Annotated in this window: 18 protein-coding genes; 5 read left to right on the top strand and 13 right to left on the bottom strand. The window is 48.2% G+C overall.

Translation table 11 applies throughout. From position 1 onward, the window contains the following. Positions 1–479: 479 nt before the first annotated feature. From ABCW45_RS16745 to ABCW45_RS16715, 7 genes are all read right to left on the bottom strand, one after another. Positions 480–2,024, bottom strand: coding sequence for a HAMP domain-containing sensor histidine kinase (locus ABCW45_RS16745; RefSeq protein WP_343221222.1), 1,545 nt, complete (start codon positions 2,022–2,024; stop codon positions 480–482). Continuing rightward, positions 2,021–2,701, bottom strand: coding sequence for a response regulator transcription factor (locus tag ABCW45_RS16740; RefSeq protein ID WP_021905844.1), 681 nt, complete (start codon positions 2,699–2,701; stop codon positions 2,021–2,023). Before ABCW45_RS16740 ends, ABCW45_RS16745 begins: the two co-directional genes overlap by 4 nt. Positions 2,702–3,077: 376 nt before the next feature. Then, on the bottom strand, positions 3,078–4,340 hold the full coding sequence (locus ABCW45_RS16735) for a transglutaminase domain-containing protein (protein ID WP_343221221.1): 1,263 nt from the start codon (positions 4,338–4,340) through the stop codon (positions 3,078–3,080). 93 nt (positions 4,341–4,433) lie between these two features. Next, on the bottom strand, positions 4,434–6,230 hold the full coding sequence (gene aspS / locus ABCW45_RS16730) for an aspartate--tRNA ligase (RefSeq protein WP_118599915.1): 1,797 nt from the start codon (positions 6,228–6,230) through the stop codon (positions 4,434–4,436). 146 nt (positions 6,231–6,376) lie between these two features. Next, entirely contained in the window at positions 6,377–7,642 is a 1,266-nt protein-coding gene (gene hisS / locus ABCW45_RS16725; protein ID WP_343221220.1) for a histidine--tRNA ligase, read from the bottom strand. A 254-nt stretch (positions 7,643–7,896) separates the two neighbouring features. Further along, positions 7,897–9,309 (bottom strand): YfcC family protein, encoded by a 1,413-nt coding sequence (locus ABCW45_RS16720; protein WP_343221219.1) that lies wholly within the window; start codon positions 9,307–9,309, stop codon positions 7,897–7,899. A gap of 12 nt (positions 9,310–9,321) precedes the next feature. After that, on the bottom strand, positions 9,322–10,497 hold the full coding sequence (locus tag ABCW45_RS16715) for a M20 metallopeptidase family protein (protein ID WP_343221218.1): 1,176 nt from the start codon (positions 10,495–10,497) through the stop codon (positions 9,322–9,324). A gap of 502 nt (positions 10,498–10,999) precedes the next feature. Here ABCW45_RS16715 and ABCW45_RS16710 point away from each other — a divergent pair. The 3 genes from ABCW45_RS16710 (at position 11,000) to hemZ (ending at position 15,575) form a co-directional block, all read left to right on the top strand. Then, positions 11,000–13,285: a RelA/SpoT family protein gene (locus ABCW45_RS16710; RefSeq protein ID WP_343221217.1), complete on the top strand. Its 2,286-nt coding sequence runs from the start codon at positions 11,000–11,002 to the stop codon at positions 13,283–13,285. A 191-nt stretch (positions 13,286–13,476) separates the two neighbouring features. Then, positions 13,477–14,121 carry an MBL fold metallo-hydrolase gene (locus ABCW45_RS16705; protein ID WP_343221216.1) on the top strand — a complete coding sequence of 215 codons (645 nt, stop codon included), beginning with the start codon at positions 13,477–13,479 and terminating at the stop codon, positions 14,119–14,121. Further along, complete coding sequence (hemZ, locus tag ABCW45_RS16700) at positions 14,118–15,575, top strand: coproporphyrinogen dehydrogenase HemZ (RefSeq protein ID WP_343221215.1); 1,458 nt, start codon at positions 14,118–14,120, stop codon at positions 15,573–15,575. Before ABCW45_RS16705 ends, hemZ begins: the two co-directional genes overlap by 4 nt. Positions 15,576–15,885: 310 nt before the next feature. Here hemZ and ABCW45_RS16695 read toward each other — a convergent pair whose 3' ends face one another. The 5 genes from ABCW45_RS16695 to glgB form a co-directional block, all read right to left on the bottom strand. Then, a complete protein-coding gene (locus tag ABCW45_RS16695; protein ID WP_343221214.1) occupies positions 15,886–17,202 on the bottom strand; it encodes an MATE family efflux transporter in 1,317 nt (438 codons plus the stop codon). Between the two features lie 128 nt (positions 17,203–17,330). Next, positions 17,331–17,816 (bottom strand): DUF340 domain-containing protein, encoded by a 486-nt coding sequence (locus tag ABCW45_RS16690; protein ID WP_117553290.1) that lies wholly within the window; start codon positions 17,814–17,816, stop codon positions 17,331–17,333. Positions 17,817–17,827: 11 nt separating this feature from the next. Next, positions 17,828–18,664 carry a DUF3100 domain-containing protein gene (locus tag ABCW45_RS16685; protein WP_117485796.1) on the bottom strand — a complete coding sequence of 279 codons (837 nt, stop codon included), beginning with the start codon at positions 18,662–18,664 and terminating at the stop codon, positions 17,828–17,830. A gap of 277 nt (positions 18,665–18,941) precedes the next feature. Then, positions 18,942–19,754 (bottom strand): mechanosensitive ion channel family protein, encoded by an 813-nt coding sequence (locus tag ABCW45_RS16680; RefSeq protein ID WP_117485794.1) that lies wholly within the window; start codon positions 19,752–19,754, stop codon positions 18,942–18,944. Between the two features lie 83 nt (positions 19,755–19,837). Further along, positions 19,838–22,234, bottom strand: coding sequence for a 1,4-alpha-glucan branching protein GlgB (gene glgB, locus ABCW45_RS16675; protein WP_343221213.1), 2,397 nt, complete (start codon positions 22,232–22,234; stop codon positions 19,838–19,840). A 596-nt stretch (positions 22,235–22,830) separates the two neighbouring features. Between glgB and lepB the strand changes: the two genes are divergently transcribed. Then, complete coding sequence (gene lepB / locus ABCW45_RS16670; protein WP_117485790.1) at positions 22,831–23,466, top strand: signal peptidase I; 636 nt, start codon at positions 22,831–22,833, stop codon at positions 23,464–23,466. Between the two features lie 46 nt (positions 23,467–23,512). Continuing rightward, positions 23,513–24,832 (top strand): aspartate kinase, encoded by a 1,320-nt coding sequence (locus ABCW45_RS16665; RefSeq protein ID WP_343221211.1) that lies wholly within the window; start codon positions 23,513–23,515, stop codon positions 24,830–24,832. Between the two features lie 849 nt (positions 24,833–25,681). Here the strand turns inward: ABCW45_RS16665 and ABCW45_RS16660 are convergent. Further along, complete coding sequence (locus ABCW45_RS16660) at positions 25,682–25,933, bottom strand: hypothetical protein (protein WP_343221210.1); 252 nt, start codon at positions 25,931–25,933, stop codon at positions 25,682–25,684. Positions 25,934–26,156: the final 223 nt, after the last annotated feature.

Genomic DNA, 26,156 nt, shown 5'->3' with positions numbered 1-26,156 from the left:
TTAGGTTTTGTTCTGAATGTTCTCATTCATGGTCTAAACCAAAGACCATTTTTATAAGAATTTTCAGGGTTTTACATACTGTTCAGTTTTCAAGGAACTTTGTTTCGTTGTCGCTTTCGGTCTCAGCAGCAACTCGTTTATTCTATCATACCGTTTCCGGTTTGTCAAGAACTTTTTAAAACTTTTTTCGAGTGATTAAGAAGTTTTCTTAATGGCTCTTAATAAGTTTTGCCCTGTCGCTCAAGGCGAGTATTATAATATCAAATCCCCTGGCAAAAGTCAACTGTTTTTTACATATTTTTTCATTTCTTTTTACATGTTTTGCGATATCATTACAAGTCCAGCCTCAAAACGCTATATATTGTATATTGTATATTCAATTAACGCAATATGATGTTTCATCATGTCCCGCAAGAGAAAAAAGCAGGAGCAGCCAAAAGCTGCTCCTGCCAGATTCCATATGGGTTTCTACTATAATATTATGAATTACTTCCGTCAAGCGTAAACCAGAACTCTACACCATTCTCCCAGTTCTTCACGCCATACTGCTGGTTGTGGGCATCCATGATCGCTTTTACAATAGAAAGACCGATTCCGGTTCCGCCGTAGGCACGGGTTCTCGCCTTATCTACCTTATAGAACTTCGTCCAGAGATTCGGAATCGCATCCTCAGGGATCGGGGTTCCAGTATTAAAGACAGATATGCGGACGATGTTGTTTTCCGGAAGCATTTTGATAATGATCTTTTTTTCTCCATCGATATGGTGGATTGCATTGCTCAGGTAGTTTGTGACTACCTGCTCGATTTTAAATTCATCCGCCCATACATAAACCGGCGTCTGAGCATCAAAATCCACCTGAATCTCATTCTGTTCGAGCAGGATCTTCGACGCGTTCACAACGCCGCGAACCAGTTCCGTCAAATTGAAACGATCCATCACCGGCTTATCGTTTCCGCTTTCCAGAGAAGACAATGTCAGAAGCTGCTTAACCATCTTGTTCATCTTGTTGGCCTCATCAACAATAACGTCACAATAATAGTCGCGGCTTTCCTTCTCCTCGCCCATTCCTTCCTGAAGACCTTCCGCGTATCCCTGGATCAGGGCGATCGGTGTCTTTAACTCGTGAGAGACATTTGCGATAAAGTCTTTACGCATCTCATCGATCTTTGTCTTCTCTTCGATGTCCTTCGTGAGCTGGTTATTTGCCGACTTAAGCTCCGAGATCGTTTCCTCCAGACGCTCCGACAATGTGTTCATACTGTTTCCAAGAACCTGAATCTCTTCCATATCATGTTTTCCAGACTCATACTTCGCATTAAAATCGAGATCTGACATGCGCTCCGAAAGATTCGACAACTTATAGATCGGCATCGTGATCTGTTTTGCCACCAGATATACGACCAGAGCACCGATCAATACGGCGATCATTCCCACATAGAGCAGAAACTGATTCGCAAGACGAACACTCTCACCAATACTTGACAGCGGTGCGCTCATGATAAAGGCAGTGCTGTTATCGGAGAAAAATCCCCAGCTCTCCAAGTACATGCTCTCCCGCTGAGGATCGTATGTCTTCTGGATCTTATACTGGTCGTTTTCCTCCAGAATCGTGTACTTGGCCTTTGCCCAGCCGAAAATATAGCGGTCAATGCGGTCCTTTAAAAACTTCGTATCACGGGATGTTGAATAGACCGTCGCATCCTCCGTGCTGTTGTCGATGATCAGGACAGAAACATTGGCGCTGTCGCTGAAATTCCGGATCAGGCGCTGCAAATTTCCTTCCGTGATATTTCCGTCAGCATCCCTTTCTCTCCTCATGGCGTCTTCCATGGAAATCCCGTAGTCCCTGTTCTCCTCGATCTGGGAGTCGATGGCCTCGTAGGCACTATTTAACGCCTGTACCTTCTTTGTTACATAGAAATCTTCCAGATACCACTTATTGACGCCCCAGATCACTGCGAGAATCACAGCAATCAGACCAATAAACGTGACCGTCAGTCTGGATCGTATCGATTTCATCATCCATCCACCTCGAGTTTATATCCCATGCCCCAGATGGTTTTAATATTGTCACCTTTCGGGCCAAGTTTGCTTCTCAGCTTCTTTACGTGGGTGTCTATAGTCCTCGCATCTCCGAAATAGTCGTAATTCCAGACATTATTCAGAATCTTTTCTCTCGAGAGGGCGATTCCTTTATTTTCCATAAAATAGGTAAGGAGTTCAAATTCCTTGTTGCTGAGATCCACCGGCTTTCCATCCACAGTCACCTCGTGGGCATCCTTATCCACGCGGATTCCATCTGCCTCCAGAATCTCACCCGTTGATGTACCGCTGCCACGACGCAGGATCGCCTCAATTCTCGCCACAAGGATCTTCGGGCTGAACGGTTTTGTGATATACTCGTCAACGCCGAGTTCGAATCCAAGAAGCTCATCCCGCTCCTCGCTTCTAGCCGTCAGCATGATGATCGGAACCTGAGAGTAGCGTCGGATCGTCTTGCATGTCTCCCAGCCGTCCATTTTCGGCATCATGACATCCAGAATCACGAGACTGATATCCTTTTCCTTAAAGAAGATATCAATAGCCTGCTCGCCATCTCCTGCCTCCAGAACGCGGTATCCTTTAATCGTTAAAAAGTCTTTAACGAGCTTTCTCATTCTCTCCTCGTCATCGACCATAAGTATTTTTACTGCATCCATTGTCTGTACCTCCATATATTTTACCTGATGCACTCCGATAAGAACAGAAGCGTATTCCAACACACTTGAGATATTAACCAGTCGATTCGGTGCTACCGGCATCATACATGTGTGCATAAAAATCCCACTTATCATCAGCTATATTTTAGCAGATAATAAGTGGGATTTCTATAAGTTCACGAACATTTCACAAAGGCAGTTTCATGAAGGCGGGAGAACTGTATTATTCTCCTTTTGAAGCCGTCACTCTATCTCTAGGATTGAGTGCTACTCTGAAGATTATATAATCTTTTCCATCTTTGTCTTTCCATGTTGTCACAAATATAGATGTTCCATCTGTTCCCTTATTTTTCTGATAATCAATTACACAATTGGATTAATTTCCTATGTAATAGCCATTAATCGTTTTACCGATTATTTCATGTTCTATAACTTCATCAAGTTTTCCTGTAAAACCATTATACGAAAATCTCTGTTTATTGAATTCCTGAAAATTTCTTCCCCCTGTATATATAACAGCAGTAATAGGCTGACTCGATTTTACATTTGTATTCACCTGTTCATTGATGTATTGTAACAGCGATGGAATCAGCTTTTCATCATCTGCTTGGAATACCGCGCCGCTTTCAAAGTTTTTCTTAGCTCTCTCCATATTTTTTTCATTACTTGTTTTTATTTCTTCTATTCGTTTAGATTCCTTATTTTCCCTTTTCTGCACCTTTTCCTCTATAGATTTATCACCTTCTGGTATATCTTTATAATAGTAAGCTGACGACGTATCCTTATTTTTATAATATTTTTTTGTTGCATCCACTGCATACCATTTCCCATCTAATTTAACAATATTGAATGCATGCTCAATTTCAAATACATATTTTACATCAAGTCCACAAGCTTTTCCTAATGACATAAACGCATTTGCGAAACCTCCACAGACACATCGTCTATCTATAAACGCACCATAAGATGACTGATTATACGGTTCTTGCGCATCATATGTCACATTGTCAACAAGCCAATCGTAAATCTTTCGTGCCTTTTGATCCTCCGTCATTGAATTATTAATATTTTTACTTTTCCATTCTGAAATAAAAGCATTTACGCGCTCCTTTTGCTTAGCTCCCAACCAATAATTGTCAGTTCCGGTTTCATAATATCTTTTGTATTCCAAAATATGTTCAGCTGTAACAGAGTTCGCTTTCGGATACATAATACTTCCAATCGCCATGTTACTATAGCCTAAATTATCCAGACTAAATTCTATTCCGTTATATGTTTTAGGTTCCAGTGTCCCTGTTCCATCCACAGTATAAGTCGTATCCCCGGAATTTACATTCATCGTAACAACTTTTCCATCCTGTGTTCGTGCACCATTGGCATCCACCGTCTTCTTATCTGGTGTCTCCGTAGACACATACAGCCAGCCACTCTGGTCAAAGCAGTAATTCTCCGCAATTCCGTCCCCGTCTCCATCGATCCAGCGCCATCCATTTGTTGCGTAGGTGCCATTGTCCTCGTCATACCACCATTTACCGGCATTTGCTCCAGTTCCCTGTTTCCACTGTCCGGCATATGAGGAAAATGCCAGTCCCAGGCTCAGCAGTGTGGTCACTGCTGTTATTTTCAATACCTTTTTCATATTTCTCTCCCTTTGTTTCCAATATAGCAAATGGAAGCGTCCGCGCAGTTTTTCTGCACAGCGCTTCCATTATTCAGCGTCTCTTTATTATCTTTATTCTTCGTCCCTCTTCTCAACGATCGCGATATCGAGATCCTCAAGCTGCTTCGGATCTACCGGGGCCGGAGCTTCCATCATAAGACAGGACGCGTCTTTTACCTTCGGGAAGGCAATTACGTCACGGATGCTGTCTGCACCTACCATAAGCATAACGACACGGTCGAGGCCGTATGCAAGACCAGCGTGCGGCGGTACTCCGTACTTGAACGCGTCAAGCAGGAAGCCGAACTGCTCTCTTGCTCTCTCTTTTGTGAAGCCAAGAACTTCGAACATCTTCTCCTGGATATCATCCTGATGGATACGGACAGATCCGCCGCCGAGCTCCGTACCGTTTAATACGATATCGTAGGCTTTCGCGCGGACTGCGCCCGGATCAGTGTCGATAAGTGGGAGATCTTCCTCCATCGGCATTGTGAATGGGTGATGCATGGCGACGTAACGTCCCTCCTCCTCGGAGTACTCTAAGAGCGGGAACTCTGTTACCCAGAGGAACTTGAAATCGTCTTTCTTTAAGAGGTCTAACTGTCTTGCGATCTCAAGACGGAGATTTCCTAATACATCGAATACGACTTTATCTTTGTCTGCCGCGAAGAACAGAAGGTCGCCCGGCTTACCGTCCATCGCTTTTACAAGAGCATCCAGTTCTTCCTGCTTCATGAACTTTCCGAAGGAGCACTTATAGGAACCGTCCTCATGGATCGCAAGATATGCAAGTCCCTTTGCGCCGAATCCCTTTGCATACTCAACGAGAGCGTCGATCTTCTTTCTCGGCATACCGGCCTGTCCGTCTGCGTTGATACCACGGACAGATCCGCCGTTCTCAAGAGCGCTCTTGAATACAACGAACTCGCAGTCTTTTACAACATCAGATACGTTCTTTAATTCCATGCCAAAACGCATATCCGGCTTATCGGAACCGAAACGGTCCATAGCCTCGCGCCATGTCATACGGAGAATCGGAGTCTGGACGTCAAAGTTGCAGATCTCCTTGAAAAGTTTCTTTAAGAGTCTCTCGTTGACCTCGAGAACATCCTCAACATCCACGAAGGATAACTCCATATCGATCTGTGTGAACTCCGGCTGACGGTCCGCACGGAGGTCCTCGTCACGGTAGCATCTTGCGAGCTGGAAGTAGCGGTCCATACCGGAACACATCAGCAGCTGTTTTAATAACTGCGGAGACTGCGGAAGAGCATAGAACTCGCCCGGATGCACACGGCTCGGTACAAGGTAGTCTCTTGCGCCTTCCGGTGTACTCTTGATAAGGGTCGGGGTCTCGATCTCGAGGAAACCTTCGTCCGCTAAGAACTGGCGGACCATCGTAGCCACACGGCTTCTTATCATGATGTTTCTCTGGAGATCCGGACGGCGGAGGTCAAGATAACGGTATTTTAATCGAAGGTCTTCCTTCGTCTTGCTGTTCTCCTCGATCGGGAACGGCGGTACCTCGGACTCGGAGAGGATTCTTAAGGATTTCGCTCTCATCTCGATGGTACCCGTCTTTAAGTTCGGGTTTGCTGCGCCGGAACGCTTTTCGATGGTTCCGACAACCGCTACTGTAAACTCACTTCTTAATTTTTCAGCTTTTGCGAAGCTCTCAGCGCCGCAGTCGCTCTCCTCAAAGATGATCTGGATGATTCCGGAACGGTCACGAAGGTCGGTGAAGATAATACCGCCTTTGTTCCTGCTCTTCTGGACCCATCCCATAAGTGTCATTTCCTGGCCTACGTTTGCCTCTGTGACTTCAGCACAGCGGCAGGAACGCTTTAAGCCTGCCATTGATTCTGCCATGATTTTCCTCCTGATACAGCTGGAATATTTAAAAACATACCCGCTGAATGTTATTGTAATTTCAAGTCGAACATCCGTGAGATTACTCACCACTTAAAAGAGGTGGGAGTCTTCTCGACTGAGATAAAGCTGTCCTTTTCCCGGTCTTAGTGCTTTAAGTCTTCCTTATAGAATTCCTTAAACTCACTGTAGCCTTCTTTTCCAAGCTGTTCCTTCTGGAACTTCTTATTTTTGTTCATCTGGGCTACAAGGACGATCTTTCCCTCCTTGCGGGCAGTCATCGCCTCTTTCATAATAGAAGCAAGCTTCTCGGAGTTCATTCCCTTTTCGAAGAGCCACGCTTCCTTCTCATTTCCGCCCGGAACTGTAAATCCGTTGTCTAAAAGGATCGTAACGATTCTCTCAAAGCCGATGGAGAAACCACAGGCCGGTGTATCCATTCCTGTGAACTTTCCGATCATCTTGTCATATCTTCCGCCGCCCGCTACGGAGCCGCCGAATCCTTCCATTGATACTTCAAAGATGGTTCCGGTGTAGTAGCCCATTCCACGGACTAAGGTCGGGTCAAACGCAAGTTTGAAGCTTCCGTCAGAAACATCGCCGACTGTCTCCATGATCTGCGCAAGATTCTCAGCTGCACCGTCCTCCAACACACCCGCAAGGATCTCTCCCATACGGCGGACACCTGAGGCATCGTTTGTTGCCTGCCCCATAAGCTCTAAGTATTTATCGGCCGTCTCCTCGGAGTAGCCGTTTTCCATAAGCTCTGCCTTTACACCATCCGTACCGATCTTGTCCATTTTATCGACGGTGATGAATACCTTATCGATATCTTCCTCCGGGAATCCGCTGTATACGGCCATCGCACGGAGAAGCTTTCTGTCGTTGACGCGGACCTCAAAGCTGTTGTCCGGGCAGATCTTCTTTAACGCGGTCGTTGTCGCGAGGATCAGTTCGATCTCGGCCTGATTCGTTGCGTCACCGAGAATATCGATATCACACTGGACGAACTGTCTGAAACGTCCCTTCTGCGGACGGTCTGCACGCCATACGCTGCCTACCTGAAGTGCCTTAAACGGAGACGGAAGGTTTGCGGAGTTGTTGGAGTAATATCTGGATAACGGAAGTGTCAGATCATAGCGGAGTCCGCCGTCTGCCAGATCGTTCTCCGTCTCTGCTGTCTCGATATTTAATTTCTCGCCGCGCTTTAAGATCTTGAAGATCAGTTTCTCATTGTCGCCGCCCTGTTTGCTCAGGAGGTTCTCAATGTGCTCCACGCACGGAGTCTCGATCGCGGAAAATCCGAAGCCGCGGTAAGTCTCTTTGATCTGGTTCAGCACATAATCCCGGATCTGCATCTCTGCCGGGAGAATATCTTTCATGCCGGTGACCGGCTTTTTCTTTAATGCCATAAAGGTACCTCTGTTTCTCTCTTTATCGCGCAATTTCACGCCTACGTTCACCATAATACGCTGATTGCCTTAGGTTTTCAAGGGTTTTTTCTTTCCTTAATAAAAGTATTATATTTTTCGGACATGGATAAGTCAACTTATTTTGTGAGTTTTTCCCATCCCGCATCTAAAAGAGCGGCGTAATCAGCCGCCTGCACAGAAAAAGGACCTCCGCCAGGAAACGGAAGTCCTTTTTCCTTATATTATACGTCTTCCTACAGTCCGGTCCAGCCGATGCTCTGTAAGATCGTTAAGGATACGAATGAGAGGATCACCTGGCATCCGAGGAGCGGCATGAGCCACTTTGCGTATTTTGTCCAGTCTGTCTTTGCGATCGCGAGGGAACCCATCAGAGTACCTGCTGTCGGGAAGAGGCAGTTGGAGAAGCCGTCACCGAACTGGAATGCCTGTACAGCAACCTGTCTTGTGATACCTGCAAGATCAGCAACCGGAACCATAAGCGGCATAACTGCTACAGCCTGTCCGGAACCGGACGGAATGAAAAGGTTGATAACCAGGTTTGCAACGAACATGAAGTTCGCTCCGAGGATGGAACCCATTCCGGACATCGGGATGGACAGCCAGTAAACGATCGTATTTAAGATGTTTCCGCTTGCAAGGATCACAGAAATACCATTTGCGAAGCCGACAATGAACGCGGCGTTTACCATCTTGGAACAGCCACCGATAAATACCTTCGTTGTTCCGTTGATACCCATACCATTGAGAAGGCCAACAACAACCGCAAGTGTAAAGAATGTAGCTGCGATCTGATCATAGCTCCATTTATATTTTACAGAGCCAACCAGGATTGCCGCAACCGCTACGACAAGACCGATCAGGCTGATCAGGTGCTTCGTTGTTAAATGTGCTTCGATCGCCTTCGCTCCATCTTTTCCTGCGCCCATGCTGTCAGATGCACTCATGCCAACTTCATAGTTTAAGCTCTTCTTCGGATCCGCCTTGATGGTTTTCATGTAACGGATCGTAAAGAAATAGCAGAGCGCGAAGTTGATGATGTTTAATACGACACGGACACTGAAACCGGAGAAGATCGGGAGCTCCGCGATCGGCTGTGCAGTACCGATAGTGGAGGCGTTCGCCCAACCTACGTTGAATCCGGAATAAGCGCCTATATATACAAGCAGGAAGCCTGTGAAGGAATCATACCCTAAGTTTGTTGCAAGGATGATTCCGATCGGGATCAGGGCAACGACCGCGTTTGCGAAAACGCCTGCTGCGCCGCCGATGGACATGAATGCCATTACTAAGAATACAAGTACGTTTACATTTAAGTTCTGCTTGGAAGCAAGTTTTCCGAACGCAGCGTGGATCGCTCCTGTCTTTTCAAGGATCTCAACGGCACCGCCGACAAACATGACCATGACCATTAACTTTGCGGCTTTGTAGAATCCCTGTACGACTGCCATGATAGTTGCCCACGGACCGACCGGGGAAGCTTCTACGGTGTGATAGGTACCTGCGATAACCTTGTTTAAGTTGTCCACTTTCTCTGTATCGAATTCACCTGCCGGAACGATCCAGGTCAGGATGGCGCAGACGATCATGAGCATGAATAACAGTGCACATGTACTTGGAATCTGCAGCTTTTTCTTGTTGTTTTCCATAAGTATTCTCCTTTATCTTAAGAAATCTCTCGCGTACTGGATGATGACGGATGCGCCTGTGCGGATGCACTTCTCATCAAATACGTTTTTAGAGTTATGAAGACCGTGTCTGGAATTCGGATCCTCGTTATTTCCGGATCCTAAGCGGAACTGTGCGCCCGGTCCGAACTTCGGGAAGAGAACAGAAAAGTCCTCGGAACCCATTGACGGATTCTTCACGTAGGAAACATGGTCAGCACCGACGGTCTTTGCAGCGGCCTCAGCAACTGCCTCGATGATGGAATCGTCATTTACGAGCGGCGGAACTCCGATTTCCCATTCAACCTCCGCAGTTCCTCTCATGGACTCGGCGCAGCCTTTTACGACGCGGTCGATGGCAGCCATCATTTTTTTGCGGCAGTCCGGATCAAGGCTTCTCAGTGTTCCATGCATCTCCACATAATCCGGGATGATATTGTTTACTGTTCCGCCGTGGATGCTGCCGATGGTAAGGACTCCCGGATATACCGGATAGTTTTCACGGGAGATCACGGTCTGAAGCTGTGTGATCACATAACCGGAGATTACGACCGGATCGATGCAGTTTTCCGGATGAGCGCCATGTCCGCCCTTTCCTTTGATCTTGATATTAAAGAAATCATTGGACGCGTTTGCCGGTCCCTTTTTTAATCCGATGCTTCCGGCATCGATCTCCGGTGATACGTGGAGACCGATAAATGCGTCCGGTTTCGCAACCTGCGTGAAATTGCAGTCGACAAGCTCTCCGGCTCCCATATGCTCTTCTGCCGGCTGGAAAATCAGCATGACCGTTCCGGCAAGCTCCTCACGGATCTCTGATAATACCTTCGCGCAGTAGAGAAGCACGGTTGTGTGGATATCATGTCCGCAGGAATGGCAGGCACCATCATTCTCGGAGGCGAACGGAAGTCCTGTGAGTTCCTTCATCGGAAGTGCGTCGATGTCCTCGCGGATCGCAACGGTTTTTCCCGGTTTTCCGCCGCGGATAACGGCAACAACGCCGGTCTTCATCCCGATCTCAGCGATCTCCACACCGTATTCCGTCAGTTTTTCGCGGATGAACTCCGTTGTCTTATATTCCTTGTTGCTGAGTTCCGGATGTCTATGAATATGCCTGCGAATGGCAATCATTTCATCTTCATACTTTGCTGTGAGACTCATTGTATCCATAATGGAGTACTCCTTTCCAATTTGTTTATAAAATTTTAATATTTTCATTATAATATATTCCTCTTTGAAACCCAACCACTTTAACATGATAATACTATAAAAAATAGATATGCCTGCCATAATCAATTTTTTCTTTCGAGGCAGAAAGGATCCGGTATAGGATTCCCCGGATCAGGGAATCCTTCCGGAAAGCAGCGTCGTTACTGTACACGCATGCGTGTACAGTAACGTGATTTTGCCGATGCTTCGCATTCCAAATCGGCAAAATCTGCTACCAGAAGTGTATCGTACGGAATTTTCAGTTCAGAAAATTCCTACCCGTGTACAGTAACGCAGCGTCCTAAAACAACCGCAACAAAACGATTGCAATTTATGCCAAAAAATTTTATAATGGTTGGTATATTTCAGGAGTGTCTGCTTTTGTCGAAAATGCCGTGAAAACGATGGATTTCTGTGGCAGGCATGACCGGATGGTACGCTAAAAGTGAAGGTGGGAGATATTATGGAAGAAAACAAACTGAAAACGATCGAAGGCGATCTGGAAGCGCCTGCTGATTTCACAAGTCCTGATGTTCTTTACCGGGATCTTGTTGCCAGCATCAGAAAGTACCATCCGTCCGATGATCTGAGCATGATCGAGAAGGCATATCAGCTTGCGGATAATGCCCATAAAGACCAGAAGCGAAAATCCGGGGAACCGTATATTATCCATCCGCTCTGTGTGGCGATCATCCTCGCGGATCTCGAGATGGATAAAGAGACGATTGCAGCCGGACTTCTCCATGACGTGGTGGAAGATACCGTGTATACAGAGGAACAGCTCGCCGAGTTGTTCGGAAAAGAGGTCGCCCTCTTAGTCGACGGCGTTACAAAGCTGACCCAGTTATCCTGGTCGGCGGATAAGGTGGAAATGCAGGCGGAGAATTTAAGAAAAATGTTCCTCGCAATGGCAAAAGATATCCGTGTCATCATCATCAAGCTTGCGGACCGTCTCCACAATATGCGGACGCTTCAGTACATGCGCCCGGAAAAGCAGAAGGAGAAGGCGAGAGAGACCATCGAGATCTACTCCCCTCTTGCTGACAGACTCGGTATTTCCAAGATCAAGATCGAACTGGATGACCTTGCGTTACGGTATCTCGAGCCAAATGTATACAAAGAACTGGAAGAAAAGATTGCCCTGACAAGCGAAGCGCGCCAGAAATTCATCGATGACATTATCGCCGAGATCAAGACCCACATGGAACATGCTGAGATCAGGTGCGAGGTCAACGGACGCGTCAAGCACTTCTTCAGTATTTATAAAAAGATGTTAAACCAGCACAAGACGCTGGACCAGATCTACGATATCTTCGCGGTCCGCATCATCGTGGACTCCGTAAAAGACTGTTACGCGGCTCTGGGTGTGATCCACGAGATGTACAAACCGATCCCCGGCCGTTTTAAAGATTATATCGCGATGCCGAAGCCGAATATGTATCAGTCCTTACATACGACACTGATCGGCACAAACGGCCAGCCCTTTGAGATCCAGATCCGTACCTTCGAGATGCACCGTACAGCGGAATATGGTATCGCCGCCCACTGGAAATATAAAGAGAGCGGCAGCGGACAGGTTGCTGCCGGTGATGAGGCGAAGAAGTTAAGCTGGCTGCGCCAGATCCTTGAGTGGCAGCAGGATATGTCCGACAACAAGGAATTCTTAAATGCCATCAAGAGCGACCTCGATATGTTCTCCGACAGCGTGTACTGTTTTACACCGACCGGAGACGTAAAGGCACTGCCAAGCGGCTCCACACCGATCGACTTTGCTTACTCGATCCACACGGCTGTCGGAAACAAGATGGTGGGCGCGAGAGTCAACGGAAAGCTCGTAAATATTGACTATGTGATCCAGAACGGTGACCGGATCGAGATCATGACATCCCAGAATTCCAAGGGACCAAGCCGTGACTGGTTAAATATCATCAAGAGCAGCCAGGCGAGAAACAAGATCAACGCCTGGTTCAAGCAGGAGCGGAAGGCTGACAATATCTTAAAAGGCCGCGAAATGATCGACCGCTACTGTAAGGCAAAGGGGATCAACTTCTCCGATATCAATAAGCCGGAGTTTGTGGATAAAGTATTAAAGCGCTACGCCTTTCAGGACTGGGATTCCGTTCTTGCATCCGTCGGACACGGCGGATTAAAAGAGGGGCAGGTCATCAACAAGATGATCGAGGAGCGCACAAAGAAGCTGAAACGCGAAGTGACCGATGCGACGATCCTTGATGCCATCGGTGACAACAACAAACCTGCTGTGGTTCCGATCAAGGGCAGCAAATCAAAGAGCGGCATTACCGTAAAAGGAATCCATGACCTTGCGGTCCGTTTCTCCAAGTGCTGCAGCCCGGTTCCGGGCGACGAGATCGTTGGTTTCGTGACGAGAGGCCGCGGAATTACGATCCACAGAACGGACTGTATCAACGTCTTAAATCTCCCGGAGATTGAGAGAAGCCGCCTGATCGACGCAGAGTGGCAGGGCGTTGAGGAGGACAACAGTGCCGCAACCTACTCCACAGAGATCTCGATCTTCGCGAACAACCGGATCGGAATGTTCGTGGATATCTCCAAGATCTTTACAGAGCGCGAGATCGACATCAAAACGATGAACTCCCGCGTGAATAAGCAGGGCAAGGCGACGATCACCATGAGCTTCGATATCCATGGAATCGAAGAATTAAACAACCTGATGGCAAAGCTGCGCCAGATCGACGGCGTGCTGGATATTGAGAGAACCACGGGCTGATAAAAATTTAGATAACTCTGCATTCAGGTGTGTGAAAGTGCGCCGTGAGTGCGGTGATAAAGGTCTGCCGGAGGTACTACGGACGGCAGGCCTTTTTATACACGAATGTTTGAAAACCACAGCAGAAAATTGTAACGGCATAAAGGCGAAGCACTTCTCTTTATGCTGTTGAAAATGGAGGAAAGTAAACTATGAGCGAGATCCGCATCAAGACTCTGGTAGTCGGCATGGTTGGAACCAACTGCTATCTGGTCTATGATCATGAGACAAAACGAGCTGCCGTTATCGATCCGGGCGATGGCGCCGGTCAGATCGCCAATATGGCGGTATCCCTGGGGTTAAAGCCGGAAGCGATCCTTCTGACCCACGGTCACTTCGACCATATCATGGCGGCAAAGGAACTGAAGGAGACCTGGAATGTACCGATCTACGCATGCGAAAAGGAGATCGATGTCCTGACGGATGGCCAAAAGAGTCTCGTGGCAGGCTATTTCAGAGAGCCGTATACGATCACACCGGATGTCACCGTGAAGGAAGGCGACGAGCTTTCCATCGCCGGATTTACATGGAAAGTATTTGAAACACCGGGACACACCATCGGTTCCTGCTGTTACTATATTGAAAAAGAAGAGGTTCTCTTCTCCGGTGATACCCTGTTTGCAGGCTCCTACGGCCGCACGGATTTCCCGACGGGAAGCGGACGCCAGATCGCGGAGTCTGTAAGACGCCTGCTCTCCACACTGCCGGATGACACCATGGTCTATCCGGGTCATATGGACACGACTACCATCGGTTTTGAAAAGAAGTATAATCCTCTTTCGGGGGCAATGAGATGATTGGAATTTTATTGAATGATACTGCTTATGAGCAGGATATCCGGGAGCTTTTGATGGCGTTTTATCCGGGTGAGACTTTTGTCCATGAGAAACAGGACGATGTGGATTTTTACGTGGAGGGAGCCTGCTCACAAAATGCGGATGAGACGAAATTTGGCTTGAAGATCACGGATCCGACAGGCACTGTCTCAGATGAGACCGTATTTCCGATCGACTACGATGTGCGGTTAAACGCAAAGACAACAATCAAGAAAGAGCTTTACGGCATGTTAAAAAAGCGGACGGGAAAAGAACTCCCCTGGGGGACCCTGACCGGTATCCGCCCGACAAAGATCGCCATGACAAGACTTGATCAGGGTGAGGATGAGGAAAGCATCCGTTCCTTCATGCGGGACATGTACCTGACAAGCAAAGAGAAGATCGACTTAAGTGTGGAGGTCGCGAAGCGTGAGCGGGAGCTCTTGAGCCATATCGACTATGCGACGGGATACAGCCTCTATGTGGGAATTCCGTTCTGTCCGACCACCTGCCTCTACTGTTCCTTCACCTCCTACCCGATCGGCGCGTGGGAAAAGAAGGTTCATCTCTATCTTGAAGCGCTGTTTAAAGAATTAGACTATGTGGCAGAAAAGATGAAGGGACGTACTCTCGACACGGTTTACTTTGGCGGCGGAACTCCGACGTCCTTAAAGGCAGAGGAGCTGGACGCTCTGCTCACAAAGATCGAGAATACCTTTGACCTCTCAAAGGTGCAGGAATTCACTGTGGAAGCCGGACGTCCGGACAGCATCACCGAAGACAAGTTCAAAGTTCTCCGTGCCCACAATATCTCCAGGATCTCCATCAATCCGCAGACGATGAAGCAGGCAACTCTGGATCTGATCGGACGCCACCACACCGTGGATATGGTGAAAGAAAAATTCCGCATGGCAAGAGATCTTGGCTTTGACAATATCAATATGGACCTCATCATCGGACTTCCGGAGGAAGATATCGATGACGTCCGCAGCACCATGGAGCAGGTCAGAGAGCTTGCCCCGGACAGCGTGACGGTCCACTCTCTCGCCATCAAGCGTGCGGCGAGACTCAATATCTTCAAGGAGCGCTACGCGAACTTAAAGATTCAGAACACTCAGGAGATGATCGATCTCACCGCGAAGTACGCCCGCGAGATGGGTCTTGAGCCGTATTACCTGTACCGTCAGAAAAATATGGCCGGAAATTTCGAGAATGTCGGCTATGCGGCACCCGGAAAAGCATGTATTTACAATATCCTCATTATGGAAGAAAAGCAGACCATCGTGGCCTGCGGTGCCGGAACCACCACGAAAGTCACGTTCCCGGCGGAAAACCGTCTGGAACGCGCGGAGAATGTGAAGGATGTAGCTTCCTATATCGAGAGGATCGATGAGATGATCGAGAGGAAAGAGAAGCTGTTGAGTAAGTTAGTCTAAATATGTCTGCTGCGCTGACCGCAGGATAGCGCAGATCAAACGCCAGATCTGGGCACGCGGCAACAAAATACGCTGTACATGGGGTTCATTCTCCTGTACAGCGTATTTTTTAGATTCAACATTTTTTTATTCTTATTTTGCAAAAGTTCTTTCTTTGTAACTTTTCTTGTAACTGTTCAGTAGGTCTGCGCACTTGCTGCGCTGACCGTAAGAAAACATAGGCTGGAAGGCAAAAATCCCATCAGCGAAGCTGATCTGGAATGGATTTTTGCACGTAACTATGAAGGTACTGAATAGTTACCTTTTCTTTTTACCAGGTCTTCCTCATGTATAAAAGTCCTGTGAGATCTGCCAGTATCCAGCCGATCGGGATCGCCATCCAGATTCCTGTCTCACCGAGGAATGTGGCAGAGAGCACGTAGGCAAGTAACACACGGATTCCGAGGGAGATCACTGTAAGCACCACAGACATCTCCGCCCTCTTGATCGCCCTGTAATATCCGTAAAGCAGGAACAGGCAGCCGATTCCAAAATAGAACGCGCCCTCGATCCTGAGATAACGGACGCCGGAGGTAATGACCGCCGTCTCTGCAGAGCTCACGAAGATCTGCATGAGCGGTGCCGCGAAGGCAAAGACCAGCGCTGAGATCACAAGGCTGAACGCCGTGCTGATGGCAAAGGATTCCTTTGTGCCGCGGCGGATCCGTTCTTTATTTCCCGCGCCGTAGTTCTGGGCAACGAAGGTCGAATAGGCATTTCCAAAGTCCTGAACCGGCAGATACGCGAAGGTGTCGATCTTTACTGCCGCCGCGAAGGCCGCCATCGTAGTGGCGCCAAAGCTGTTTACAAGCCCCTGTACCATGAGGATTCCGAAGTTCATAACCGACTGCTGCAGGCAGGTCAGGGAGGAAAGTCCTGCGATCTCCTTTAAGATTCCTCCGTCAAAGCGAAGATCCTTTCTCTCCGGAAGAAGGCTTCTGCATCGGAAAAGAACATAGAGCAGGATACCGATCCCGGATACATACTGGGCAAAGATCGTCGCATAGGCCGCACCGGCGATTCCCCAATGGAAGACCGCCACAAATAAAAGATCCCACGCGATGTTTAAGATCGCGGATACCGCAAGAAACACCAGCGGAACCGTTGAGTTTCCCAGTGCCCTTAACAGGCAGGAGAAGAAATTATAGAGGGACGTGGCGAGCAGACCTGCGAAAATGATCAGCAGATACTCCCTCATACCGCCCCAGACCTCCTCAGGGACCCGTAAGAAGCTTAAGATCGGATCAATGAAAATATAGACAACTGCGTTCAAAACAAGCGTTACAGCGAGGATCAGGCCGCAGGCGTGGGCGATGGAGGACTTCAGTGCCCTCTCATCTCCTTTTCCCCTGTAAATGGAAAACAGTGCGCCGGAGCCCATGCTGAGCCCCAGAAAGATCGAGGTCAGGAATGTCATCAGCGTGTAGGAAGATCCCACCGCCGCCAGAGCATTTTTTCCAAGGACACGGCCGACGATCAGGGTGTCCGCGATGTTGTAAAACTGCTGTAAAAGATTTCCTGCCATCATCGGCAGGGCAAATAAAAGAAGGGAGCGTGAGATGCTCCCTTTTGTAAGATCATGGTACATGGAAACTTCACTCCATTATCGTTATAATTGGACGTCCGCGGCTCTGTTTCATGCGGCGGCACCAGTGTTATAATGATAACATGAGTGCGCTGTTTTTACAACCTATTCCCATTTTTCATATCTGATCATCAGATCACGCCTGTCATTTTTAAGATGAGCTGGGCAATGATCGTAGAACCGAGGAATGTTCCCGCGAACGTGAAGATCGCTACGACTACGATCGCAAATCCCTGTTTCTTAAATGTATCCACATCTTTTCCGATGGAGATTCCGGCATATGCAAGGATCGGAGTGCAGAGCGGAAGAAGTCCGATCTTTCCGATCTGTTCGATCGCGTAATCCGCGATCGGGCTGACACCCGGGATCGTGATCAGGATCGCAATAAATGAGATATAGGCGATTGCCGGAAGATTCTTCGGTGAAACCTTATTGATCAGCTCATAAATGATACAGCCCACCAGCGTGCATAAAAGAAGAAGCACGAGCCCGGGCACTGCCTCAAGCGGGGTTACCGGGTTTCCGGCCTTTGATGTACTGATAAAATTGCCGATGGATGCGAAGATGCATACAAGGACAAGACATTTGATTCTTTTAAACCATACTGCTGCGTCCATATGGATCCCTCCTATTCTTCCCCGGCTGCTTTAACTTTTACCTTAGCGCCGATCGGGAGTCCGTCTTTATAATGCCTGTTGTTCTTCGTGAACAGCTTATACATGAATTCGCACATCGGAAGTGCAATAAAAAGACTCATATAAAGACCATCCACACTGCTCAGCATGTTTGAGGTCGCCGCATAAGCAGTGATCTCCGCTTCCATATCCGGATATGCCTCAACGACTGCCGCAAGGCTGGCAGAAAGCATGGATGCGGAACCTGTTCCGCACGCCATTCCGAGCGCGTACGGATGGAAGATATTTAAGGAGCAGAGCAGGGAAACAAAGATACCGTTGAACATGGTTCCGAATACAGTACCTGTGATATATCCACCCATAACACCGATTCCTTCATCTGAATCAAGACCGTATTTATCGGCAACGACCGCAAGGGAGCTCTCTCTTGAAATAGAGAAGGAGGTTCCGATTGCCGCGCGTCCCATATGGAATACAAATACGGCGATCGGGAGCGCTAAAACCGCAGTTCCCAGATTTCCGAATTCCTGAAGGATCAGCGCCGGTCCGGCTTTGACAACCGCGCCGAGGTTCGGTCCGATCGTGGATGCGATCTTTGCTGTCAGCATCATAACGCTGATTCCAATATACGGTGATGCTTCTGTCATCATCTTCTGTGGAATCATTTTCGCGATTCCAAGGATTGCTCCAAGGATCAGTACATACAGCATCGGAAACAGTGAGAAGGACAAAGGCCCGAAACTGAATTTTTTGGTGCCGATAAATTCGGCAATTACGGTGAGTACGAAAGCAAGTGCATGGATACGCCAGTCTGCCATATGTTCTTTCATATTCAATCCTCCTTTTTTTGCTTTTAGCCTCTGCATGTTTCACTCTTTCCGGAATCGTGCGACCTGTCAGCATTTTTTGTGCAAAAAGCCCAGTCTCTTTTCCGCAAACATTTGTCCGCAACGCAGAAACAATTTAAAATTGATTCTATCAGATTTTCACAAAAAATCAAGTATTTTTTGTAGCAATATACGAAAAAAAGAGCCCGGCAGTCTTTCCTCTGTCCGGACTCTCTTTTCTTTATGAGCCGCGTTATCCCGAAGCTATGCCCGGTCCGCACTATGATTCCTTTGTCATCATCACATTCATATACTGGTACGGGATCTCGATCCCCTCTTTGTCAAACGTGAGCTTGATCGCCTCTGTGATGGACCACTTGGCTGTCCAGTAATCCTCACAGGTTGTCCAGCCTCTGGCGCTTAAAACGACACTGCTGTCTCCAAGCGCATCCACGACGACCTGAACTGGCTGATCCTTCATGATCCCCGGGTTCTCCTCGAAGATCTTTTTCAGGACATTCTTCGCCTTTAAAAGATCAGAAGAATATCCGATTCCCACATTAATGATCAGGCGGCGTTTTCCGGTCCTTGTGAGGTTTGTGAGCGGCGCGCTGGACACGGAGCTGTTCGGGATCGTGATGACCCGGTTATCCGTTGTTAGGAGCGTCGTGTATACAAGGCCGATGGACTCAACGGTTCCTTCCCCGGAGCTCGTGCTGATATAATCGCCCACCTTAAAGGGTTTCAGAAGCAGGATCAGGGTTCCGCCCGCGAAGTTCGAGAGCGTATTCTGCATCGCAAGGCTGAAGGCCAGAGTGACGGTACCGATGACCGCCACGAAGGAGGTCGTCTTGATTCCCAGCTGATCCGCCGCCATGAATACCATAACGCCGAAGAGAACTGCATGAAGCAGCATGTCCAGAAACTTTTTTAACGTGATCTCCACCCCGGCGCGGTCCATAATCTGACCGGCTGCCCTGCGGGCGATCCTGATGATCCGCAGTCCCACAAATACGATGACCGCCGCCCAGAAGACTCTGGTTCCGTATTTGATGAGCGCCGCGGTGAGAATATCCAATGTATGTTCTTTCATGTCATTTCACCTGTTGCTTCCCGGATATTTCCGTCCTGTATTTAATTTCTGCGCTGACTGTCCAAATCAGCCAGGCACAAATTTCAGTGCCGGCTCTCCCTCGCCGTCTTTATGATCTGCCCAACCTTCTCGGAGATCACATCCAGCGGGCTCGCCGGCAGCTTTACCGATGGCTGCCGTGCCGGGCGCTTTCTCTTCTCCGCCGTTTTCTTTTTTTCCGGCTCTGCCTCTTCTTCATACGGGGTACAGGAGAATACCGCCACAGACATCGGGGCAAGATTGATGGCAATGGAGTTTTTTCTCGTATCCCACTCCTCTTTCTTCGACATCTTGACTCTCGGGTTTACCATGCCGCTGCCGCCGAACTGCTTTGCATCACTGTTTAAGATCTCCTTATACTTTCCGGCAAACGGAACGCCGAGGCGGAATTTCTCGTGTTCCACCGGGGCAAAGTTGCAGACAAAGAGAAGCGTTTCTTCCGGCTTGTCCGTCTTTCTCTCGAAGATCACGATATTCTCGTCGTTGTATGTGCAGTTGATCCACTCGAAGCCTTCCGGCTCGTAATCCATCTTGTAAAGCGCCGGCTGTATGCGGTATAAGTGGTTCAGTGCTTTCACATAATCCTTCATCTGGCTGTGGATATCATATTTCAAGAGTCCCCACTCCAGGCTCGCCTTCTCGTTCCACTCATCCATCTGGCCGAAATCCTGTCCCATAAACAAAAGTTTCTTTCCCGGATGACCCATCATAAAGCCGTAGGCAGTGCGGAGGTTCGCGAACTTCTTCTCCTGGGTGTCCCCCGGCATCTTTCCTGCCAGGGAACCTTTTCCGTGGACCACCTCGTCGTGAGAAAATACCAGGACGAACTTCTCGCTGTAGGCATAGAGCATGCTGAAGGTCAGCTCCCCGTAGTGGTCATGGCGGAAATATGGATCGCACTGCATGTAATCCAGGAAATCGTTCATCCAGCCCATGTTCCACTTGAAGTCGAATCCAAGTCCGCCATCGTTCTCATCACCGGAGACCTTCGGCCAGGCCGTGGACTCTTCAGCGATCAGGACAGAACCTTTCGTGTCCCTCGCGTAGATGGAATTTAAATGCTTTAAGAATTCCACCGCCTCCAGATTCTCATTTCCGCCATAAATGTTTGCGACCCACTCCCCGGCGTTCTTTCCATAGTCCAGATACAGCATAGATGCCACTGCGTCCATCCGAATTCCGTCTGCATGGAACTCCTTCGCCCAGTATAAGGCATTGGAGATCAGGAAGTTTGATACCTGTGGACGTCCGTAATTGTAGATCAGCGTTCCCCAGTGGGGATGGGATCCCTGGCGCGGATCCTGGTGCTCGTAGAGACATGTCCCGTCAAAGGCTGCAAGGCCATGGGCATCCCGCGGAAAATGGGCCGGAACCCAGTCCAGGATCACACCGATCCCTTCTTTGTGCATATGGTCCATAAACGCCTTGAAATCATCTGGTGTTCCGAAACGGCTCGTCGGCGCGTAGTAGCCTGTAACCTGGTAACCCCAGGATTCATCCAACGGATGTTCCATCACAGGAAGCAGCTCCACATGGGTGTATCCCATCTCTTTCACATAGGCTGCCAGCTTCTCCGCGATCTCCCGGTAGTTGTAGAACTGGCTGCCGTTGATGTCCTCACCGTTCTCATTCTGTGCTACCGTTTTCTGCATCCAGGAACCAAGATGGACCTCATAGATGGACATCGGGGAATCCTTCAGGCGGTCTTTCGCCGCTGCCCGCTCTTTGATCCACTCATCATCGTTCCATTTGTAACCGGACATATCCCAGACAACAGATGCCGTATTCGGGCGGAGCTCCGCATAGTTTCCGTACGGATCCGCCTTCAGCATCGGAAGTCCCGCTTTTGTCTTGATCTCATATTTGTAGATCGCGCCGGGCTTCAGGTTCGGGATAAAGATCTCGTAGATCCCCGACGGACCTCGCTTTTTCATCTGGTGGCGTCTTCCGTCCCAGAAGTTGAAATCACCCACAACGCTGACGCGCATCGCATCCGGCGCCCACACCGCAAAGTGAACGCCCTCGATCCCGGCTTCCACCGCCGGATGTGCCCCGAATTTCTCATAGGAATTATAATAGATCCCCGCACTGAATTTCCGCACCTCTTCCTCGGTAAAGGCGGTGTGGAACTGGTAGCTGTAAGGGTCGATGATCTCCTCGTTGTCCCCGTCCGTGTAGGTGATACAGAAATGATACGGAACCAGTTCTTTTCGGTCTTCTAAAAGCACCGCAAAGAAACCGTTCTCGTCCGCCATCTCCATCGGGAACTGTTCTTCGCCGATCTTTACGGACACCTTCTCCGCGTTCGGCAGAAAAGCCTGGATCAGAAGACCTTCCTTTATCACATGTTCCCCTAAAAGCCGCCCCGGATCGCTCGCCTCGGAATAGACAAGTTCCTCGATTCCGGCCCAATCCATCAGATCATATAAGATTTTTTCCATTCAGCACTCCCCCTGCTGCATCCGCATGCCTTTCTCTTGGCACGCTCCGCAAAAAAATGATCAGATCCATCAGCGGATGATAATCGCCCGCAATTTTCTTAACAGTATTTTAACATTTTCGCTTTGGTGATACAAGTATTATCACAAAGTCTGGAACATAAATCTGTGAAAATGGTTGCTGTTCTCTCCTGCACAAACTATAACTGAAAATGTTCTCTGCACAGCAAGCATTTTCCGGATCGCAATTCCGTATTTCAGGCTGCTGCCTTCTCGTTATTCGTATTTCGTCTACGGATCTCGCCGCATATAAAGGCAGGGTGGCGGCAGCAATGAGCACAGCCGAAGCTCTCTGAAGAATTTTCATATCGCTTTTTCCTCACTTCCCGCCATGATTTAAAAAATATCCCTTGTTTTCAGCAAAGATTTCCCCGGATTTTCTGATGGAAATAAAAAACTTCTTTACCTTTTTCGAAATTCCCTTGCGAAACTTGACAATTTATCATAAACTCTTTATTGTATGCATACGGGCAATCGTATTTACTCTTACAGTATATCCTTCCCGTAAATATTAGTCAAACGAGGTTATGATCATTTATATGGAAAATAACGAAAAAGAAAAGAAAGAAAAAACAGGCTGGGTCGCAGAGCTCATCAGCTGGGTGCAGGTTCTCGTATCTGCCGCCGTGATCGCCTTCGTGCTCACCACTTTCGTCATCGCAAACAGTGAAATCCCAACAGGTTCCATGGAAAACACCATCATGGCAGGAAGCCGTGTCATCGGCTCCAGACTCCATTACAAATTTTCCGAACCGGAACGCGGCGATGTAGCAATCTTCGTTTTTGGCTGGCAGTGCCCACAGTGCGGTGCGATCATAGAGGGCGATAAGCAGGATACCTGCCCGGCCTGCGGTTCCGAAGTCGGAAAGCACGGCCACACGATCTACTATGTGAAGCGCGTGATCGGTATGCCTGGTGACGTGATCGATATCGTGGACGATCAGGTCTATTTAAATGGATCTGACACACCACTCGACGAGCCGTACATCGCAGAGCCGATGAACCAGCATGAAACTTACCATTTTGAAGTTCCGGAAAACTGCTACTTCATGATGGGCGACAACCGCAACTACTCCCTGGATGCCCGCTACTGGCAGAACCACTACATTTCCAGAGACAAGATGGTTGCCAAGGTATTCTTCGAATACTTCCCGACACCAAAGGTAATCCACTAAGGTGGAATCCGGCATATATCATTTACTTACACACAGGAGACAGATTATGAAGAAGGTTGTAAAATTTGGCGGCAGCTCCCTCGCAAGTGCCCGTCAGTTTAAAAAAGTAAAGGCAATCATCGAAGCCGACAAGACCCGTTGCTATGTTGTTCCGTCAGCACCGGGAAAAAGAGACAGCAAAGACACAAAAGTGACCGACATGTTATACCAGTGCTACGACGCTGTATGCGCAGGCGAAAGCTATAAGCGCATCCTTGACCAGATCAAGAAGCGCTACACCGATATCATCGACGGTCTTGATTTAAACTTAAACCTTGATTTCGAATTTGCGAAAATTGAGGAGAACTTCTTAAAGAAAGCCGGACGCGACTACGCGGCTTCCAGAGGAGAATACTTGAACGGCATCATCGCCGCAAATTACCTCGGTTTCACCTTCGTGAACGCAGCCGATGTGATCCGCTTCGACGCTGAGGGAAATTTCCTCTCCGAGGAGACAAACGAGGAGATGCGTGAGCATCTCGCTTCCTTAAAGCAGGCAGTCATTCCTGGCTTCTACGGTGCTAAGCCGGACGGAACGATCCACACCTTCTCCCGCGGTGGTTCCGATATCACAGGTTCCATCGTGGCACGTGCAGTCCAGGCGGACCTTTACGAGAACTGGACAGATGTTTCCGGTTTCCTCGTAGCAGATCCGAGAATTGTTGAGAATCCGGCTCCGATCGAGACCATCACCTACACAGAACTCCGTGAGCTCTCCTACATGGGTGCAAGTGTCCTTCATGAGGACGCGATCTTCCCGGTAAGAAAAGCCGGAATCCCGATCAATATCCGCAACACGAACCGTCCGGAAGATCCGGGTACCATGATCGTCGAGAACACCAGCAAGCGTCCGCACTACACCATCACCGGTGTTGCCGGAAAGAAGGGCTTCTGCGCTATGAACATCGACAAGGCAATGATGAACTCCGAGGTTGGGTTTGGGAGAAAGGTTCTTGAGGTATTCGAGAAGAACGGCATCTCCTTCGAGCACATGCCGTCAGGAATCGACACCATGTCCGTTCTCGTTCACCAGGATGAGTTCCAGGAGAAAGAGCAGTCTGTTCTCTCCGGTATCCAGCGCTCCGTTCATCCGGATGTTGTCACATTAGAGTCCGACCTCGCTGTGATCGCAGTCGTAGGCCGCGGCATGAAGGCAATGCGCGGAACTGCCGCAAGAATCTTCGCGGCCCTCGCACACGCTAAGATCAACGTAAAGATGATCGACCAGGGATCCAGTGAGCTGAACATCATCATCGGCGTTACAAATGATGATTTTGAGCCGGCGATCCGGGCAATCTACGATATCTTCGTAAAAACTGAATTATAATCCATAAATGAGTTTTCCCCCACATAGGCGGTTTGTTAAGCCCCTGTGTGGGGGCTTTTTATTCAAGTCCCTTTGATCCTTTTTCATCTGCGCCTGTCTCTGTGCCTCCAGGCCTCTTCTGTTCCATTCAGCAATCCCATCTAAGCCTTATAAACCAAGCCGTTTTCTTATTTTCCTGCTCTTTTTCAGGATTGAAGAGAATGGATTGGGTGGGCTTGGGAATGGGATGCTTGTGAGGGTGACAGAGGCAAAAAAAGAAGCAGGACCAGACGAATTTCTTTGAAATTCATCTGACTCTGCTTCATGTTTTTTATATTCTTTTTTGCTCGGACACTTGGATGGGTCTTGGTGAGCCGAGAACAAAGAGTCTTATTTGCTCTGGGTCATTCGCGGGTTTGCCATTACGATCTATAAGCCTCTATGAACTTATAAAGGAACCGGGAATTTATATTGCTCTCTCGTCCCTGGAGCCTAAGAACCTGGACTATGCATTTCATTCCTTCCCAGCAGAAAACCTTATGTCGCGTCCAGTAATCCTTTCACTCTCCAAGACTCCGGCCGCCGATGCTTTTTGTTTGAATCTTCCTCATCAGCGAATCCTTCCAACGGGAAACAGTTGGGGTGAAAATCTCCGCAAGATTCATCGCTCACCTGTGTCTCTGAAGGAAGTAGATTATGATGATAATTCTTTTGAATGTGTATTGCTCGATGCTAAGGGAAACGCGACTTCGTATTCCACATACTACAGCTCACTAAATACGAAACTCTTAAATCTAAAAATCATATTATAATATAATAAAAAAAGAAAGACCAAAAACTAGTAACAGTTTTCACGGTCTTTCTAAAATACTATTTAGACGATAACTCTGAATCCTCAATAATAACTTTAACAGATGGTATATTGCACTCTGCTGTTATTTGAGCTCCGCTTATTCTATGAAAAACATCTTCCGTACAGAATGTTGCCTCATTAACTAAATCAGAAATATCACTTAATGCACCTCGATTATATCGAAATTGAAATGTTTCTGAAATATAACTATCGTTTTCAAATACCGTTTCTTTTTCTGGTGCACTTCTTACTTCATCTGTAAAGGTCAAACCACTCGCCTTTCACTAAAACCATTTTTAGTGCATACTTGAGAAAACCAATAGATTTTTTCAAGGAGGGACTAAAGACTATGGATCAGTGTACCCGCGAAGTTCGTGCAGAGTACTGGCGAAAGATCATCCAGGCTTGTGGGCAGAGACCAGCTGGACAATCAGCGAAACGATGGATGGACGAAAACGGCATCCGGGAGCAAAGCTACTACCACTGGCAACG

Source organism: Pilosibacter fragilis (assembly GCF_032490495.1).
Classification (GTDB): Bacteria; Bacillota; Clostridia; order Lachnospirales; family Lachnospiraceae; genus Pilosibacter; species Pilosibacter fragilis.
The sequence above is the reverse complement of the archived record's forward strand: the minus strand, read 5'-3'. Positions and strand labels throughout refer to the sequence as shown.

What these genes read in the sequence shown, in the direction of transcription:
- ABCW45_RS16745 (WP_343221222.1), bottom strand. Translation starts at nt 2,024, where the DNA reads ATGATGAAATCGATACGATCCAGACTGACGGTCACGTTTATTGGTCTG.
- ABCW45_RS16740 (WP_021905844.1), bottom strand. Translation starts at nt 2,701, where the DNA reads ATGGATGCAGTAAAAATACTTATGGTCGATGACGAGGAGAGAATGAGA.
- ABCW45_RS16735 (WP_343221221.1), bottom strand. Translation starts at nt 4,340, where the DNA reads ATGAAAAAGGTATTGAAAATAACAGCAGTGACCACACTGCTGAGCCTG.
- aspS (WP_118599915.1), bottom strand. Translation starts at nt 6,230, where the DNA reads ATGGCAGAATCAATGGCAGGCTTAAAGCGTTCCTGCCGCTGTGCTGAA.
- hisS (WP_343221220.1), bottom strand. Translation starts at nt 7,642, where the DNA reads ATGGCATTAAAGAAAAAGCCGGTCACCGGCATGAAAGATATTCTCCCG.
- ABCW45_RS16720 (WP_343221219.1), bottom strand. Translation starts at nt 9,309, where the DNA reads ATGGAAAACAACAAGAAAAAGCTGCAGATTCCAAGTACATGTGCACTG.
- ABCW45_RS16715 (WP_343221218.1), bottom strand. Translation starts at nt 10,497, where the DNA reads ATGGATACAATGAGTCTCACAGCAAAGTATGAAGATGAAATGATTGCC.
- ABCW45_RS16710 (WP_343221217.1), top strand. Translation starts at nt 11,000, where the DNA reads ATGGAAGAAAACAAACTGAAAACGATCGAAGGCGATCTGGAAGCGCCT.
- ABCW45_RS16705 (WP_343221216.1), top strand. Translation starts at nt 13,477, where the DNA reads ATGAGCGAGATCCGCATCAAGACTCTGGTAGTCGGCATGGTTGGAACC.
- hemZ (WP_343221215.1), top strand. Translation starts at nt 14,118, where the DNA reads ATGATTGGAATTTTATTGAATGATACTGCTTATGAGCAGGATATCCGG.
- ABCW45_RS16695 (WP_343221214.1), bottom strand. Translation starts at nt 17,202, where the DNA reads ATGTACCATGATCTTACAAAAGGGAGCATCTCACGCTCCCTTCTTTTA.
- ABCW45_RS16690 (WP_117553290.1), bottom strand. Translation starts at nt 17,816, where the DNA reads ATGGACGCAGCAGTATGGTTTAAAAGAATCAAATGTCTTGTCCTTGTA.
- ABCW45_RS16685 (WP_117485796.1), bottom strand. Translation starts at nt 18,664, where the DNA reads ATGAAAGAACATATGGCAGACTGGCGTATCCATGCACTTGCTTTCGTA.
- ABCW45_RS16680 (WP_117485794.1), bottom strand. Translation starts at nt 19,754, where the DNA reads ATGAAAGAACATACATTGGATATTCTCACCGCGGCGCTCATCAAATAC.
- glgB (WP_343221213.1), bottom strand. Translation starts at nt 22,234, where the DNA reads ATGGAAAAAATCTTATATGATCTGATGGATTGGGCCGGAATCGAGGAA.
- lepB (WP_117485790.1), top strand. Translation starts at nt 22,831, where the DNA reads ATGGAAAATAACGAAAAAGAAAAGAAAGAAAAAACAGGCTGGGTCGCA.
- ABCW45_RS16665 (WP_343221211.1), top strand. Translation starts at nt 23,513, where the DNA reads ATGAAGAAGGTTGTAAAATTTGGCGGCAGCTCCCTCGCAAGTGCCCGT.